The organism is Roseivivax halodurans JCM 10272 (genome assembly GCF_000521785.1).
GTDB lineage: Bacteria > Pseudomonadota > Alphaproteobacteria > Rhodobacterales > Rhodobacteraceae > Roseivivax > Roseivivax halodurans.
The window spans coordinates 1-13,963 of the sequence record NZ_JALZ01000015.1 but is presented as its reverse complement, the minus strand read 5'-3'; the positions used below and the strand labels follow the sequence as shown (position 1 = coordinate 13,963).

Annotated in this window: 16 protein-coding genes; 11 read left to right on the top strand and 5 right to left on the bottom strand. The window is 68.2% G+C overall.

Annotation, left to right across the window (positions count from 1 at the left end):
* Window position 1: 1 nt before the first annotated feature.
* From OCH239_RS23295 to OCH239_RS13675, 5 genes are read left to right on the top strand one after another with little or no spacing between them, the layout of a single operon-like run.
* Window positions 2-424, top strand: coding sequence for an HPr kinase/phosphorylase (locus tag OCH239_RS23295; protein ID WP_037263758.1), 423 nt, complete (start codon window positions 2-4; stop codon window positions 422-424).
* A gap of 7 nt (window positions 425-431) precedes the next feature.
* The gene (rapZ, locus tag OCH239_RS23290; protein ID WP_037263755.1) at window positions 432-1,361 is read left to right on the top strand and encodes an RNase adapter RapZ; all 930 of its coding nucleotides are present in this window, start codon (window positions 432-434) and stop codon (window positions 1,359-1,361) included.
* Window positions 1,358-1,783, top strand: a complete 426-nt coding sequence (locus OCH239_RS13685; RefSeq protein ID WP_037263750.1) for a PTS sugar transporter subunit IIA — start codon at window positions 1,358-1,360, stop codon at window positions 1,781-1,783. The genes rapZ and OCH239_RS13685 overlap by 4 nt, the downstream gene beginning before the upstream one ends.
* A gap of 54 nt (window positions 1,784-1,837) precedes the next feature.
* Window positions 1,838-2,116: an HPr family phosphocarrier protein gene (locus tag OCH239_RS13680; RefSeq protein WP_037263748.1), complete on the top strand. Its 279-nt coding sequence runs from the start codon at window positions 1,838-1,840 to the stop codon at window positions 2,114-2,116.
* Window positions 2,110-3,030 carry a lysophospholipid acyltransferase family protein gene (locus OCH239_RS13675; RefSeq protein WP_084782460.1) on the top strand — a complete coding sequence of 307 codons (921 nt, stop codon included), beginning with the start codon at window positions 2,110-2,112 and terminating at the stop codon, window positions 3,028-3,030. Before OCH239_RS13680 ends, OCH239_RS13675 begins: the two co-directional genes overlap by 7 nt.
* Before the next feature lie 3 nt (window positions 3,031-3,033).
* On the opposite strand, the gene OCH239_RS13670 is transcribed toward OCH239_RS13675, so the two are convergent.
* Entirely contained in the window at window positions 3,034-3,909 is an 876-nt protein-coding gene (locus OCH239_RS13670) for a 3-hydroxybutyryl-CoA dehydrogenase (protein ID WP_037263745.1), read from the bottom strand.
* Window positions 3,910-4,071: 162 nt separating this feature from the next.
* On the opposite strand from OCH239_RS13670, the gene OCH239_RS13665 reads away from it, so the two are divergent.
* Window positions 4,072-4,962 carry a DUF6473 family protein gene (locus OCH239_RS13665; RefSeq protein ID WP_051489475.1) on the top strand — a complete coding sequence of 297 codons (891 nt, stop codon included), beginning with the start codon at window positions 4,072-4,074 and terminating at the stop codon, window positions 4,960-4,962.
* A gap of 16 nt (window positions 4,963-4,978) precedes the next feature.
* On the opposite strand, the gene OCH239_RS13660 is transcribed toward OCH239_RS13665, so the two are convergent.
* The 3 genes from OCH239_RS13660 to OCH239_RS13650 form a co-directional block, all read right to left on the bottom strand.
* Window positions 4,979-5,905 (bottom strand): electron transfer flavoprotein subunit alpha/FixB family protein, encoded by a 927-nt coding sequence (locus OCH239_RS13660; RefSeq protein WP_037263742.1) that lies wholly within the window; start codon window positions 5,903-5,905, stop codon window positions 4,979-4,981.
* Window positions 5,905-6,663 carry an electron transfer flavoprotein subunit beta/FixA family protein gene (locus OCH239_RS13655; protein WP_037263739.1) on the bottom strand — a complete coding sequence of 253 codons (759 nt, stop codon included), beginning with the start codon at window positions 6,661-6,663 and terminating at the stop codon, window positions 5,905-5,907. The genes OCH239_RS13660 and OCH239_RS13655 overlap by 1 nt, the downstream gene beginning before the upstream one ends.
* Before the next feature lie 244 nt (window positions 6,664-6,907).
* Window positions 6,908-9,226 (bottom strand): DNA topoisomerase IV subunit A, encoded by a 2,319-nt coding sequence (locus OCH239_RS13650; RefSeq protein ID WP_037263736.1) that lies wholly within the window; start codon window positions 9,224-9,226, stop codon window positions 6,908-6,910.
* Between the two features lie 159 nt (window positions 9,227-9,385).
* On the opposite strand from OCH239_RS13650, the gene OCH239_RS22705 reads away from it, so the two are divergent.
* The 4 genes from OCH239_RS22705 to OCH239_RS13630 all read left to right on the top strand — a co-directional run bounded on the left by OCH239_RS22705 (window position 9,386) and on the right by OCH239_RS13630 (window position 11,698).
* Window positions 9,386-9,985 (top strand): SH3 domain-containing protein, encoded by a 600-nt coding sequence (locus tag OCH239_RS22705; protein WP_037263733.1) that lies wholly within the window; start codon window positions 9,386-9,388, stop codon window positions 9,983-9,985.
* A gap of 37 nt (window positions 9,986-10,022) precedes the next feature.
* Entirely contained in the window at window positions 10,023-10,847 is an 825-nt protein-coding gene (locus OCH239_RS13640) for an SDR family NAD(P)-dependent oxidoreductase (protein WP_037263730.1), read from the top strand.
* Between the two features lie 70 nt (window positions 10,848-10,917).
* Window positions 10,918-11,121, top strand: a complete 204-nt coding sequence (locus OCH239_RS13635; RefSeq protein WP_037263727.1) for a twin transmembrane helix small protein — start codon at window positions 10,918-10,920, stop codon at window positions 11,119-11,121.
* Between the two features lie 4 nt (window positions 11,122-11,125).
* The gene (locus OCH239_RS13630) at window positions 11,126-11,698 is read left to right on the top strand and encodes a cob(I)yrinic acid a,c-diamide adenosyltransferase (RefSeq protein ID WP_037263724.1); all 573 of its coding nucleotides are present in this window, start codon (window positions 11,126-11,128) and stop codon (window positions 11,696-11,698) included.
* Here the strand turns inward: OCH239_RS13630 and OCH239_RS13625 are convergent.
* Window positions 11,695-13,056: a cytochrome P450 gene (locus tag OCH239_RS13625; protein WP_051489483.1), complete on the bottom strand. Its 1,362-nt coding sequence runs from the start codon at window positions 13,054-13,056 to the stop codon at window positions 11,695-11,697. The genes OCH239_RS13630 and OCH239_RS13625 overlap by 4 nt on opposite strands.
* A gap of 131 nt (window positions 13,057-13,187) precedes the next feature.
* Between OCH239_RS13625 and OCH239_RS13620 the strand changes: the two genes are divergently transcribed.
* On the top strand, window positions 13,188-13,832 hold the full coding sequence (locus OCH239_RS13620) for a hypothetical protein (RefSeq protein ID WP_051489474.1): 645 nt from the start codon (window positions 13,188-13,190) through the stop codon (window positions 13,830-13,832).
* Window positions 13,833-13,963 lie beyond the last annotated feature (131 nt).

Genomic DNA, 13,963 nt, shown 5'->3' with positions numbered 1-13,963 from the left:
CGTGGCCGGTCCGCTGATCCTCCACGCCACCGCCGTCGCCATCGGCACGAGAGGCGCGCTGATCCGCGGCCCGTCGGGCAGCGGAAAGTCCGCTCTGGCCCTCGAGATGATGGCGGCGGGTGCGGCGCTCGTTTCGGACGACCGGGTGATCCTCGAGGACGGCCCGGACGGAATCGCGCTGACCGCGCCCGGCGCGATCAGGGGCCTGATCGAGGCGCGGGGAATGGGGATTCTTCACGCAGACGTGACCGACAAGGCCCTTCTGTGTGTCGTGGTTGACCTATCGCGGGAGGAAACCGCGCGGCTTCCGGATCCGAAGGAGGTTTGTGTCTTGTCACGGCAGGTCCCGCTCATTCACAAAATGGCGCAACCCCATTTCGCAGCTGCGCTTGTTCAATATCTGAAGGGCGGACGGAAGGAGTAGGGTAACCATGGTCCAGAGTGCGCAACGCGTGATCCTCGTCACCGGCCCGTCGGGTGCCGGCCGGACGACCGCGATCAACGCGCTCGAGGATTTCGGTTACGAGGCGATCGACAACATGCCTCTGACCCTGATCCCGAGGCTGCTCGACGGGCCGGGGCCCGATCGGCCAATGGCGCTCGGCCTCGACGTGCGGAACCGCGACTTCACGGTCGAGGGTGTGGTGGACCTCACCACGCGTTTCGCAGGCAAGGCCGGGGTGGAGATGGAGCTTCTCTACCTCGATTGCAGCATCGGCGTGCTCGTGCGGCGCTATTCCGAGACGCGCCGCCGCCATCCGCTCGCCCCGGACGCGTCGCCCACCGAGGGCATCGAGCAGGAGCGCGCGCTGCTCGAGCCGGTGAGGCACGTCTCGGACACGCTGATCGACACGACGGAGTTCAGCCCGCACGATCTGCGGGCGGTGCTGTCGCGGCAGTTCGGGCTCGACGAGACGCGGGCGCTGTCGGTGACGATCAGCTCGTTCTCGTACAAGCGCGGGTTGCCTCAGGGGGCGGACACCGTGTTCGACTGCCGCTTTCTCGACAATCCGCACTGGGAGCCGGAGCTGCGCCCGATGACGGGCCTCGATCCGGCCGTCGTTGCGCACGTGACGCAGGACGCGCGCTGGGGCGGGTTCGAGGACCGCGTGCTGGACCTGATGCGGTTCCTGCTGCCCGCTTACCGCGACGAGGGAAAGTCGCATTTCTCGATCGCCTTCGGGTGTACCGGGGGGCGTCATCGCTCGGTCACGGCGGCGGAACGCGCCTCCGACGCCCTTGCACAGGAGGGCTGGCGCGTGTCTATACGGCACCGCGAACTGGAACGTCAGGGGTTGGCAGGGGCGACGCGCCATCCGGCCCCGGCAGGGGTTCTGGAGACGGGAGACAGCAGCGCGTGATCGGGATCGTCATCGTGGCTCACGGCGGACTGGCGCGGGAATACCTCGCGGCGGTGGAGCATGTCGTGGGCGTCCAGTCCGGCATCCGCGCCATCTCGATCCATCCCGAATGCAACCGCGCCTCGAAACAGACCGAGATCTGCACCGCGGCCGATGCGGTCGATACCGGGCAGGGCGTGGTGATCGTGGTGGACATGTTCGGCGGCTCGCCCTCCAATCTCAGCCTGCGGGCGTGTCAGCCCGACAACCGCCGCATCCTCTACGGCGCCAACCTTCCGATGCTGATCAAGCTCGCGAAATCGCGCCAGAAAACCGTGGCCGACGCGGTGCGCGGCGCGCTCGAGGCCGGGCGGAAATACATTGACAGCCAGAACATTAAGCCGGATCTAGGTGCGGATGGACCCGTCAAGACGGCGTCCTGACAGGGCCCGTCGCGCCCGCTTCGCCCGACGATCCGAGACAACTTCAAGGCCCGAATGAGCACCACCGTCCGCCGACAATTTGAGATCGTGAACGAGAAGGGGCTGCACGCCCGCGCCTCGGCCAAGCTGGTCGAGGTGGTCGAAGGGTTCGACGCCTCGGCCGAGGTCAGCCGCGACGGCATGAGCGCGTCCGGCGACAGCATCATGGGGCTCTTGATGCTCGCCGCCTCGAAGGGATCGACCATCGACGTCGAGGTGACCGGGCCCGACGCCGAGGCGCTTGCGGACGCCATCGATGCGCTCATCGCCAACCGGTTCGGCGAGTCATGCTGACGCCGGATCCCGCGCCGCGCGGCGAGCCGCAGCGGCGACTGGCGCCGCGCCGCGAGGTGCCGCAGCGCTTCACGGTCCAGCCACCGGAGCAAGCGCCCTACGACAAGCGCAAGCTCAGCTATGCCGGCACGTTCGAGAGCCCGTGGAAGCGCGGCACGATCCGGACGATGGAATGGGCGACCGGCAAGCTGACGCTCCTGCGCATGGTGCGCCGGTTCGAGCGCATCGGTCCCGCCGAGGGGCAGGCGTTCTGGGCGCAGGCGCTGTCGATCATGGGCATCACCCTCGAGACGCCAGAGGACGAGATCGCGCGGATCCCGCGCGAGGGCCCCGTTGTGATCGTCGCCAATCATCCGCACGGGCTGGTCGACGGGATGGTGATGGCCGAACTCATCGGGCGCGTGCGCCGCGACTACCGGATCCTGACCCGCTCGCTGCTGACGGGCGTGCGCGAGGTCGAGCGCTTCATGATCCCTGTGCCGTTCCCGCACGAGGAGGACGCCAAGGCGCAGGGGCTCGAGATGCGCCGCCGCGCGATGGCGCATCTGTCGGACGGGGGTGTGGTCGCGCTGTTCCCGTCGGGGGTGGTGGCGGCGTCGGAGCGCTGGTTCGGGCCCGCACTCGAGGCCCCGTGGAACCCCTTCACCGCGAACCTCATCCAGCGCTCGGGCGCGACGGTGGTGCCGATCCGCTTTCCGGGGCAGAACAGCCGCGCCTACCAGATCGCCAACAAGCTCTCGGCGACGCTGCGCCAGGGGCTTCTGCTGCACGAGGTGGTCCATTCGTGCCGCCGGCCGCAGGCGCCGGTGATCGGGAGGCCGATCACCCCCGAGGAGATCGCCGCCTTCGACGGATCGGGCCGCGATCTGGTGAACTGGCTGCGCCGGCGGACCTGCGGGCTCGACCGGGCCTGAGCGTCAGCGGGTCGGCACCGGGGTCTCGCCGCGGTAATCGTAGAAGCCGCGGTTCGTCTTGCGGCCGAGCCAGCCCGCCTCGACATATTTCGACAGGAGCGGGCAGGGGCGGTACTTGGTGTCGCCGAGCCCGTCATGCAGCACGTTCATGATCGCAAGGCAGGTGTCGAGGCCGATGAAGTCGGCCAGCTCGAGCGGGCCCATCGGGTGGTTCGCGCCGCGCTTCATCGCCTCGTCGATCGAGCGCACGTTGCCGACGCCCTCGAGCAGGGTGTAGCAGGCCTCGTTGATCATCGGCATGAGGATGCGGTTGACGATGAAAGCCGGGAAATCCTCGGCCGAGGCGGCGACCTTGCCGAGATTTTCCACCACCGCGAGGCAGGCCTCGTAGGTCTCCTGATCGGTGGCGATGCCGCGGATGAGCTCGACGAGGCTCATGACAGGCACCGGGTTCATGAAGTGGAAGCCCATGAACTTCTCGGGACGGTCGGTGCGCGAGGCGAGGCGGGTGATCGAGATCGACGAGGTGTTGGTCGTCAGGATCGTTTCGGGCTTGCAGGCGGGCACGAGCGTCTCGAAGATCTTGGTCTTGACCTCCTCGCGCTCGGTCGCGGCCTCGACCACGAGGTCGGACTGGCCGAGATCGGTCAGCTCCATCGTCGTGCTGATGCGCGCGAGTGCTGCGTCGCGGTCGGCCGCCTCGACCTTGCCGCGCGAGACCTGACGGTCGAGGTTCTTCTCGATCAGCGCGACGGCGTTCTCGAGCGCATCGGCATCGACGTCGTTGAGCAGAACCTCGTAGCCTGCGAGCGCCATCACATGCGCGATGCCGTTGCCCATCTGCCCGGCGCCGACAACCCCGACGGTCCTGATGTCCATGTCCTGCCTCGTTGCCTTGCGTGATCCGGGCGGAACATAGGCACGGGGAAAAGCCGGGCACAAGGGCAGGGCCGGCCCGCCGCCGCCGCTTTTTGCCCGTTAGGCTTTTGGCAATTCGAATCTGGTCATCTGGCCCGTGGGTGAGAACGACATGGGTGTGAGATGACGTGGGCTTCCGGCGATCGGGGCAGGCTGGAGTATTTCCCCTGCCGATATGGCAATTCGCGCATCGCGTTCCGCGGGCCGCGGCAATCCTGCGAGGGGCGCTATGTCGCCTGCCTCGGCGGGACGGAGACCTACGGGCGCTTCGTTCCCGAGCCCTATTGCGCGCAGCTCGAGACAGCGATCGGCATACCTTGCGTGAATTTCGGAGTGGTTAACGCCGGCCTCGACGCGTTTCTCTGCGACAGCACGATCCTCGCCCTGGCGGCGGGGGCCGAGGCCTGCGTGCTGCAGGTGATGGGCGCGCAGAATATGTCGAACCGGTTCTACACGGTGCATCCGCGGCGCAACGACCGGTTCCTGCGCGCCTCGGACGCGCTCGCCGCGCTCTATCCCGAGATCGATTTCACCGAGCACGCCTTCACGCGCGGCATGCTCCAGGCGCTGCTCGAGGCCGGGCCGGACCGGTTTCCGCTGGTCGTGGAGGAACTGCAGGCCGCATGGCTGGCACGGATGAGGTCGCTGCTGAGCGATCTCGGCGGCACGCCGATCCTGCTCTGGGCGGCCTCCTTCACGCCGCCCGAGCGAGTGTCCTACGAGGAGGGAGCCACGCTCGGGAGCGATCCTCTCTTCGTGACGAGAGCGATGCTCGAGGCGCTCGAAGCGCGGGTCGGGCAGGTCGTGACCTATGTGCGCTCGAACATGGCGGCCTTCACGGCGATGGAGGGCATGGTCTTCTCGGACCATGACGAGGGCGCGGCGGAGCAGCTTCTCGGGGCGCCCGCCCATGCGGAGATCGCGGAGCTTCTGGCGGAGAGGGTCGCGCAGGACTTGGCCGCGGGAGGCAGCATGGAAAAAGGCCGGCGCGCGGGCACCGGCCTTTCCCCCTGATCCAAAGAGCGTGCCTTCAGAGCTTTTCGGTTAGCTCCGGCACCAGCTCGAAGAGGTCGCCGACGAGGCCGTAATCGGCCACCTGGAAGATCGGCGCCTCCTCGTCCTTGTTGATCGCGACGATGACCTTGCTGTCCTTCATGCCCGCAAGGTGCTGGATCGCGCCCGAGATGCCGACGGCGATGTAGAGGTCCGGCGCCACGACCTTGCCGGTCTGGCCGACCTGCCAGTCGTTCGGGGCGAAGCCCGAATCGACCGCCGCGCGGGACGCGCCGACCGCCGCGCCGAGCTTGTCGGCGAGCTTTTCGACGATCGCGAAGTTCTCTTCGGAGCCGATGCCGCGGCCGCCCGAGACGACGATTCCCGCGGAGGTGAGCTCGGGGCGGTCGCTCGCGGCGAGCTTGTCCTCGACCCATTCCGACAGGGCCGGATCGTCGGCCGCGTCCACGCTCTCGACCGAGGCGCTGCCGCCGGTGCCGGCCGCGTCGAAGGTCGAGGTGCGGATCGTGAACACCTTCTTGGCGTCCTTCGACTTCACCGTCTGCACGGCGTTGCCGGCGTAGATCGGGCGCTCGAAGGTGCCTTCGTCGACCACGTTGGTGACGTCCGTAAGGATCATCACGTCGAGCATCGCCGCGACGCGCGGCAGGATGTTCTTGGCATCCGTGGTCGCCGGCGCGCAGATGTGGTCGTACCCCTCGGCGAGCTTGGCGACCAGCGCGGCGGTGGGCTCGGCGAGACGGTGCCCGTAGCGCGCGTCCTCGGCCACGATGACCTTGGCGACGCCGTCGATCGTGGCGGCCTCGTTGGCGGCCTCGGTCGCCGAGGCGCCAGCCGCGAGGATCGTCACGTCGCCGAGCGATTTCACCGCGGTGACGGCCTTGGCCGTCGCGTCCATCGACAGGTGCCCGTCGTTGATTTCCGCCATCAGAAGAACGGCCATCACACCACCCCCTTCTCTTTGAGCTTGGCGACAAGCGTGTCGACGTCGGGCACGATCTCGCCCGCTTCGCGCTCCGGCGGCTCGGTGGTCTTCACGACCTCGAGGCGCGGGCTCACGTCGACGCCGTAATCCGAGGGCGTCTTCTCCTCGAGCGGCTTCTTCTTCGCCTTCATGATGTTCGGCAGCGAGGCGTAGCGCGGCTCGTTGAGGCGCAGGTCGGTGGTGACGATGGCCGGCATCTTGACCTTGATGGTCTGAAGGCCGCCGTCCACCTCGCGCGCGACGGTGGCGTGATCGCCGTCGATGTCGAGCGTGTTGGCATTGGTCGCCTGGGACCAGCCGGTGAGCGCCGCCAGCATCTGGCCGGTGGCGTTGAGGTCGTTGTCGATCGCCTGCTTGCCGGCGATCACCAGACCCGGCTGCTCCTCGTCGATCACGGCCTTCAGCAGCTTGGCGACGGCCAGCGGCTCGATGTCCTGGTGGACGTCGTCGGCGGCGACGATGAGGATCGCGCGGTCGGCGCCCATGGCGAGGGCGGTGCGCAGCGTCTCCTGCGCCTGCTTCACGCCGATGGAGACGGCGATGACCTCTTCGGCCTTGCCGGCTTCCTTCAGGCGGATGGCCTCCTCGACGGCGATCTCGTCGAAGGGATTCATCGACATCTTGACGTTCGCGAGGTCGACACCGCTGCCGTCCGCCTTCACGCGGACCTTCACGTTGTAGTCGATGACCCGTTTGACGGGTACGAGAACCTTCATCCTGTTCAGCCTCCTCTTCAGGTTCGGCGGGCGACGGCGCGCGGCACCCGCGTCTCGGACAAGTCGCGTCCCGAGGGTGATAACGGCCCGCAGGTGGGGACAACAGGGCAAAACCGGCCTGTTAGCGCTCGGCAACGTCGCGTTTTTCGCCGGAGACGGCGCGTTACCAGAGATGTAGACCGCAGAGCGGAACAGTCCCGGGGCCGCGAGCCGGGCCCCGGGAGATACGCCGAACGGCGCGGGATCAGGTGAACGTGTTGTCCCGCGGGAAGCCGCGCGGGGCCATGCGGCCGGCGGTGGCGCGCTTTGCGACCCATTCGTCGAGCTCGGGGCTCTGTACGGTGCGGACGCGGCCGGCGGGGTCCTTCCAGGTCAGGCCCGCCTCGCGCAGGAAGGTTGTGGCGTCCGACATCCCGCCGTCCTTGTAGCGCTGGAGGCGCACGCCCTTGCCCTTGGCCATCTCGGGCAGCTCGTCGAGGTCGAAGACCAGAAGCTTGCGGTTCTGGCCGACGACGGCGACGGAATCGCCCGAGGTCGGTTTGACGAGGGCCGCTCGCACGTCGCCGCGCACGGTCAGCACCTGCTTGCCGGCGCGTGTCTGGGCGACGACCTCGTCCTCGGTGACGATGAAGCCGTCACCGGCGCTCGAGGCGAGCAGCAGCTTGCGGCCGGGCTTGTGCACGAGGATGTCGACGATCTCGGCCTCGTTGGGCAGGTCGACCATGAGCCGCAGCGGCTCGCCCATGCCGCGCCCGCCGGGCAGGTTCGAGGCCGAGACGGTGTAGAAGCGGCCGTTCGAGGCGAAGACCAGCAGCTTGTCGGTGGTCTCGGCATGGAAGGTGAAACGCGGGCCGTCGCCGTCCTTGAACTTCAGCTCGCGGCCGAGATCGATATGGCCGGTCATGGCGCGGATCCAGCCGCGTTCGGAGCAGACGACGGTGACCGGCTCGCGTTCGATCATCGCCTCGAGCGGGACCTCCTCGACCTCGCCCGCCTCGTCGATCAGCGTCAGGCGCTGGCCGCGGGGATGGTCCTTGGTGAAGGCCTTCTTGGTCGCCTTGAGCTCGTCCGAGATGCCGGACCATTGCAGCTCTTCGCTGGCGAGCAGGTCCTCGATGCCAGCGCGTTCCTCCATCAGGCGGTCGCGCTCGGCGACGAGCTCCATCTCCTCGAGCCGCCGCAGACTGCGCAGGCGCATGTTGAGGATGGCATCGGCCTGCACTTCCGTCAGGCTCATCGCGTCCTCGGCCACCCGTGGCGGGGAGACGTAGTCGCGCTCGTTCGTGGCGCGGACGTGGTCCTTTCCCCAATCCTCGCGCATCAGCGCGGCCTTGGGATTCTCGTCGTAGCGGATGATGTCGATCACCCGGTCGAGGTTGAGGAAGGCGACGATCAGGCCCTCGAGCACCTCGAGCCGGTGGTCGATCTTCTCCATCCGGTGACGCGAGCGGCGGACCAGCACCTCGCGGCGGAAGTCGAGGAAGGCGCGCAGCACCTCCTTCAGCGAGCAGACCTTGGGCGTCACGCCGTCGATCAGCACGTTCATGTTGAGCGAGAAGCGGATCTCGAGGTCCGAGTTCCGGAACAGCGTCTGCATCATGACGTCGGGATCGATGTTCTTCGAGCGCGGCTCGAGGATCATGCGGACGTCCTCGGCGCTCTCGTCGCGGATGTCGGCGAGGATCGGCACCTTCTTGGTCTGGATCAGCTCGGCGAGCCGTTCGACCAGCTTGGACTTCTGCACCTGGTAGGGGATCTCGGTCACGACGATCTGCCAGGTGCCGCGGCCGAGCTCTTCGATGTGCCACTTGCAGCGCAGCCGGAACGCGCCGCGGCCCGTGCGGTAGGCCTGCAGGATCTGGTCGCGCCCCTCGACGAGCACGCCGCCCGTGGGGAAGTCGGGGCCGGGGATGTAGTTGACGAGCGTGTCGTCCTCGATTCCCGGGCGCTTGATCATCTGGAGGCACGCATCGATCAGCTCGCCGATATTGTGCGGCGGGATATTCGTCGCCATGCCGACGGCGATGCCGCTCGACCCGTTCGCGAGAAGGTTCGGGAAGGAGGCCGGCAGCACCACCGGTTCCTCGAGCGTGCCGTCGTAATTGGCGCGGAAATCGACCGCGTTCTCGTTCAGCCCCTCGAGCAGCGCCTCGGCGGCCGAGGACATGCGCGCCTCGGTGTAGCGGGAGGCCGCCGGGTTGTCGCCGTCGATGTTTCCGAAGTTGCCCTGACCGTCGACCAGCGGGTAGCGGATCACGAAATCCTGCGCGAGGCGGGCCATCGCGTCGTAGATCGCGGCGTCGCCGTGCGGGTGGTAGTTGCCCATCACGTCGCCCGAGATCTTGGCCGACTTCCGGAAACCGCCGTTCGAGGCCAGCCTGAGTTCTCGCATCGCGAAGAGGATTCGGCGGTGCACCGGCTTCAGCCCGTCCCGCGCATCGGGCAGCGCGCGGTTCATGATCGTCGAGAGCGCGTAGGTCAGGTAGCGCTCCCCGATCGCGCGGCGCAGCGGCTCGGCGAGATTGCGGGGGTTCATGTTGGGGTCGTCGGAGAGGTCGTCCATAGATCGTGTGATACCTTTGGGGCGAACCCTCGTAAAGCACGGGCCAAGTGCGAAGTTCAACGATTTCGAAACAATTTACCCCACGGCGTCGTTGGAAGGCTGTAAGCAAGATCTCGCCGGTGTGTTGTGTCCGGCGGTCGCGCCAAAGGGGTAACGACCATGAAAAAGTTCATCGTTTGCACGTTCGCCTTCCTGTTCTGGGGGTTCTACGAAATGTCGGGCGGTTCCGACTTCGAGCCGGGCGCCGTGATGGAAGCCCGCGCCGAGCGGGCCGAGGCCGACGCCGCGGCGCCGGAGGCGGACGCGGCCGAGGAGGAACAGGTCGCCCGCGCCGATACCGGCGGGTTGCTCTCGCAGGTCGTCGGCTCGCCCGCAGCGGCCGACACGGTGGCGCCCGAGGACGTTGAGCCCGCAGTCGAGGCACCGATGCCGACCGAGGAGCTGACCGCGCGGGTGAACGAGATCCTGCTGACGAAGCGCGACACCGAGACCCCTGCGGCCCGCGCGCTCACCTCGGCCAAGGTGATCCGCACGGACGACATGAAGTCCGAGCCGACGCTGGATCTGCGCCGGGTCGACGGCAGCGTCGTCAACATGCGCACCGGGCCGGGAACGAAGTATTCGGTGGTCGACCAGCTCAGCCGCGGCGACGAGGTCGAGGTGCTCCGTTCGGAGGGCGACTGGCTCAAGCTGCGGGTCAGCGACACCCAGAAGATCGGCTGGATGGCGAACTACCTCGTGACGGCGTCCGCGGAGTGACGTTGCGCTCGGGGCGGGCCCGCGTGTAACTCGCGCCATGACATCGCCCCGGACCATTCTCATCACCGGCTGTTCCTCCGGGATCGGCCACGACACCGCCCACGCGCTGGCCGTCCGCGGCTGGCGCGTTTTCGCATCCGCCCGCCGCGAAGAAGATCGCGCGCGCCTAGAGGCCGAGGGGCTGGAGGCGCTGCAGCTCGACCTGGCGGACCCCGCCAGCATCGCCACGGCGGTCGCGGATGTGGCGGAGGCGACCGGCGGAACGCTGGACGCGCTCTTCAACAACGGCGCGGCGGCGATCCCCGGACCGCTCGAGGACGTGTCGACCGACGCGATGCGCGCGGCCTTCGAGGGGAACTTCTTCGGATGGCACGACCTCACCATCCGGGTGATTCCGCTGATGCGGGCGAACGGGGGAGGGCGCATCCTCAACAACTCCTCGATCCTCGGTCTCGTCGCGGCAAAATGGCGCGGGGCCTATGTCGCCACGAAGTTCGCGGTCGAGGGCTGGTCGGACACGCTGCGGATGGAGATGGAGGGCACCGGGATCGAGATCGTTCTGATCGAGCCGGGCCCGATCGCGACGAAGTTCCGCCAGAACGCGGTGGCCGAGTTCGAGCGCTGGATCGACTGGGAAAAGAGCGCGCGGGCGGACGAATACCGCGCCTCGCTGCTCGATCAGCTCTACCACGGCTCGGGTCGGAACTGGCCGGTCGGGGAGGCCACCAGGGTCGTCATCCGGGCGCTCGAGGCGAAACGGCCGAAGGCGCGCTACACGGTGACGCGGCCCGCCCATCTCGGCGCGCTCGCGGCGCGGATCCTGCCGACACGAGCGCTCGACCGCCTTTTGGCGAAGGCCTGAGCGTTCGCCTTGCGTTTGGGGCGGTCTAGGTCGCAGACTCCGCAGATGAGACAGGTAAGGGAGCCCCGAGATGGCCAGTGATCCGCTCTTTCTCGTGATGGCCGGCGTGATGATCGTCGTGGTGCTGATCCTGATGACCGGCATCGGCGGCTTTGCGAAGGGCGGCGAGTTCAACCGCAAATACGCCAACAAGCTGATGCGCTGGCGCATCGCGGCGCAATTCGTGGCGGTCTTGCTGATCCTTCTGTTCGTATGGGTACGCCGGGGAGGCTGAACACATGGTCGTTCTGAACAAGATCTACACGCGGACCGGCGATGCCGGGGAGACCGCGCTCGGCGACGGCACGCGGGTCGCCAAGCACTCGCTGCGGGTGCGCGCCTACGGCACGACGGACGAGCTCAATTCCGTCGTCGGCATAGCGCGTCTGCATGCGGGGCCCGAGCTCGACGAGCAGCTCTCGCGCATCCAGAACGACCTCTTCGACCTCGGCGCGGATCTCTGCCGGCCCGACATGCATCGTGACGGCGAGGCGGAATACGAGCCGCTGCGCATGGTGCCGTCGCAGACCGACCGGCTCGAGCGCGAGATCGACGCCATGAACAAGCGGCTCGAGCCGCTGCGCAGCTTCATCCTGCCCGGGGGCTCGGCGCTCGCCGCACATCTGCATCATTGCCGCACGGTGTCGCGGCGGGCCGAGCGCAACACGATCGAGCTCTCCACCATGGAAGGCGTGAACGAGGCGGCGATCAAGTATCTCAACCGCCTCTCGGACTGGTTCTTCGTCGCGGCCCGCATCGCCAACGACGACGGGCGGGCCGACGTTCTCTGGGTGCCGGGCGCGAACCGCTAGATCCGCTCGGGCACCAGCCAGACCCCGCCCTGGGGCCGCAGGGTGATCACCATGACCGGATCGGGCTCCCGCCCCGGGACGGGCGTGAAGCGGTAGCGGGCGAGCAGGGTCGCGAGCACGATCATCGCCTCCTGCATGGCGAAGCGCGCGCCGATGCAGATCCGGGGGCCGTCGATGAAGGGCAGGTAGGCGTAGCGGTCGGGACGCGGCCAGTCGAGCCAGCGCTCGGGGCGGAACTCGTGCGGGTCGGACCAGAGGTCGTGGTGCCGGTGAAGCGCGTAGATCGGCATCATGACGATGTCGCCCGCGGCCACGTCGGCGTTCGGCAGCCGGTCGGCCTCGACCGCGTTGCGCGACACGAGGCTCGCGGACGGATAGAGCCGCATCGCCTCGTCGATCACGGCATGGATATAGGGCAGCCGGTCTAGGTCCCCGGCCGTCGCCGCGCGCGCGCCAAGCACGTCCCGCGCCTCCTCGCGCGCCCTGGCCTGACGCTCGGGGTCCCGGCCGATGAGGTAGAGGGCCCAGGAAAGCGCCAGAGCCGTCGTCTCGTGGCCTGCCACCACGAAGGTGATGAGGTTGTCGCGCAGCTCCCTGGTGGTCATGCGCCGTTCGGTCTCGGGATCCTCCGCGGCGAGCAGGAGGTCCAGCAGGTCCGGCGCGCCGTCCTTTGCGCCGCGCGCGCGCCGCAGCTCCACCGCCTCGTCCGCCTGCGCCTTCATCTCGCGCAGCTGCCCGCCGCGCAGGAGGCGGCCCGGGCGCGGCACCCAGTCGGGCGCGCCAAGCACGTCGAGAAGGCTGATCCGCCCGACCTGGTCGAGATAGGCGTTGATCGCCCGGTGCATGCGGTCGCGGTCGAAGCCCGCATCGCCCGAGAAGGTCACCGCCGTGATCACCTCGAGCGTCACCGTCACCATCTCGTCGTAGAGGTTCGCGGGGGCGCCTATACGCGCGTCGAGGCGATCGCAGACGCGCTCGGCGCCTTCTGTCATGACCTCGCCCATCGCCTCCACGGGGCGCGGCGCGAAGGCGGGGGCGGCCGTCCGCCGCTGCCAGCGCCAGTGGCTGCCCTCGGAGATGAAGAGCGACTCGCCGAGCCCCGGGCGCAGGAGCTGCTTGGTCACCACCGACTTGGGGTAATTGTCGAGCCGGTCCTTCAGCACGAGCTTCAGCGCCTCGGGATCCATCAGCATGTGCCAGCGGCGCCCGGCCTTGCCCGAAAGCGCGGGTTCGGTGAGGGCGGCCTCGGGCACGATCGACAGCGCGTTCCTCCGCGCGAGTGACAGCGTCTCGAGGATGCCGATCTCGCGCGTGAGGAGCGGCACCGAGACGGGCGGCGCTGGGCGGTCGAGGGGCATGTCCATGTCTCCCGATGGCGTCATCCGAGTATAACCGGGCGGGATTGTGGCGGGAAACCCGCGATTGCGCGCTACCGTCGGCTGGTCTATCCCGGCCGGACCCGAAGCTTCCTGCGGGAGACCCCCTTACCATGCGCCGCCTCGCCTCGCTCCTAGCCGTCCTCCTTATTGCCGCCTGCGCCGACGGCGCGCGCGAGCTCAGGCAGCCGCTGGAGCCGATGGGCGATTTCCGGCTCGGTCACGCGGTGGTCGTGGCGCCGAACCTCGTGCAGGGCCCGGCGTCGCGGAAGGCGAGCGAGGAGGAGTGGATCGCCGCGATGGACGCCGCGCTCGAGGAGCGCTTCCGCCGCTACGAGGGCGACCAGCTCTACCATCTCGGGGTGAGCGTCGAGGGCTACGTGCTCGCCCGCCCCGGCATTCCGCTGGTCTTCAACCCTAACTCGGTGCTGATCGTGCGGGTCTCCGTGCTGCGCGACGGGGAATACGAGACCGCGGCCGAGGCGCGCCTCCATCCCGAGGCCGAGGAGATCACCACGCTCGAGGCGCCCTCGGCGGACACGCTCGTCGGATCGGGCGTGACCCAGACGAAACGCGAGCAGATGGACAATCTCAGCCGCAACGCCGCGCTTCAGATCGAGAAGTGGATGCGCCGCCGCGCCCACGAGGACGGCTGGTTCGGCGGTGCGGACGCGGTTGCGGCCGAGGCGACGGGCGACGCGGAAGGTGACGTTGCGGAAGATCCGGCCATCCCGCGGAGGGCGGCGCGGGAGGGGTGACGCGGCCCCGAAACCCCGCTTGATTTTCCCCCCTGATCCCAATATGTGCCCCGCGATGTAAGCCGGGCCTCATCGGTCCAAGAACCCTCAACAAAGGCGTCTGTGAGAGATGGCAAAGGAAAAGTTCGAAC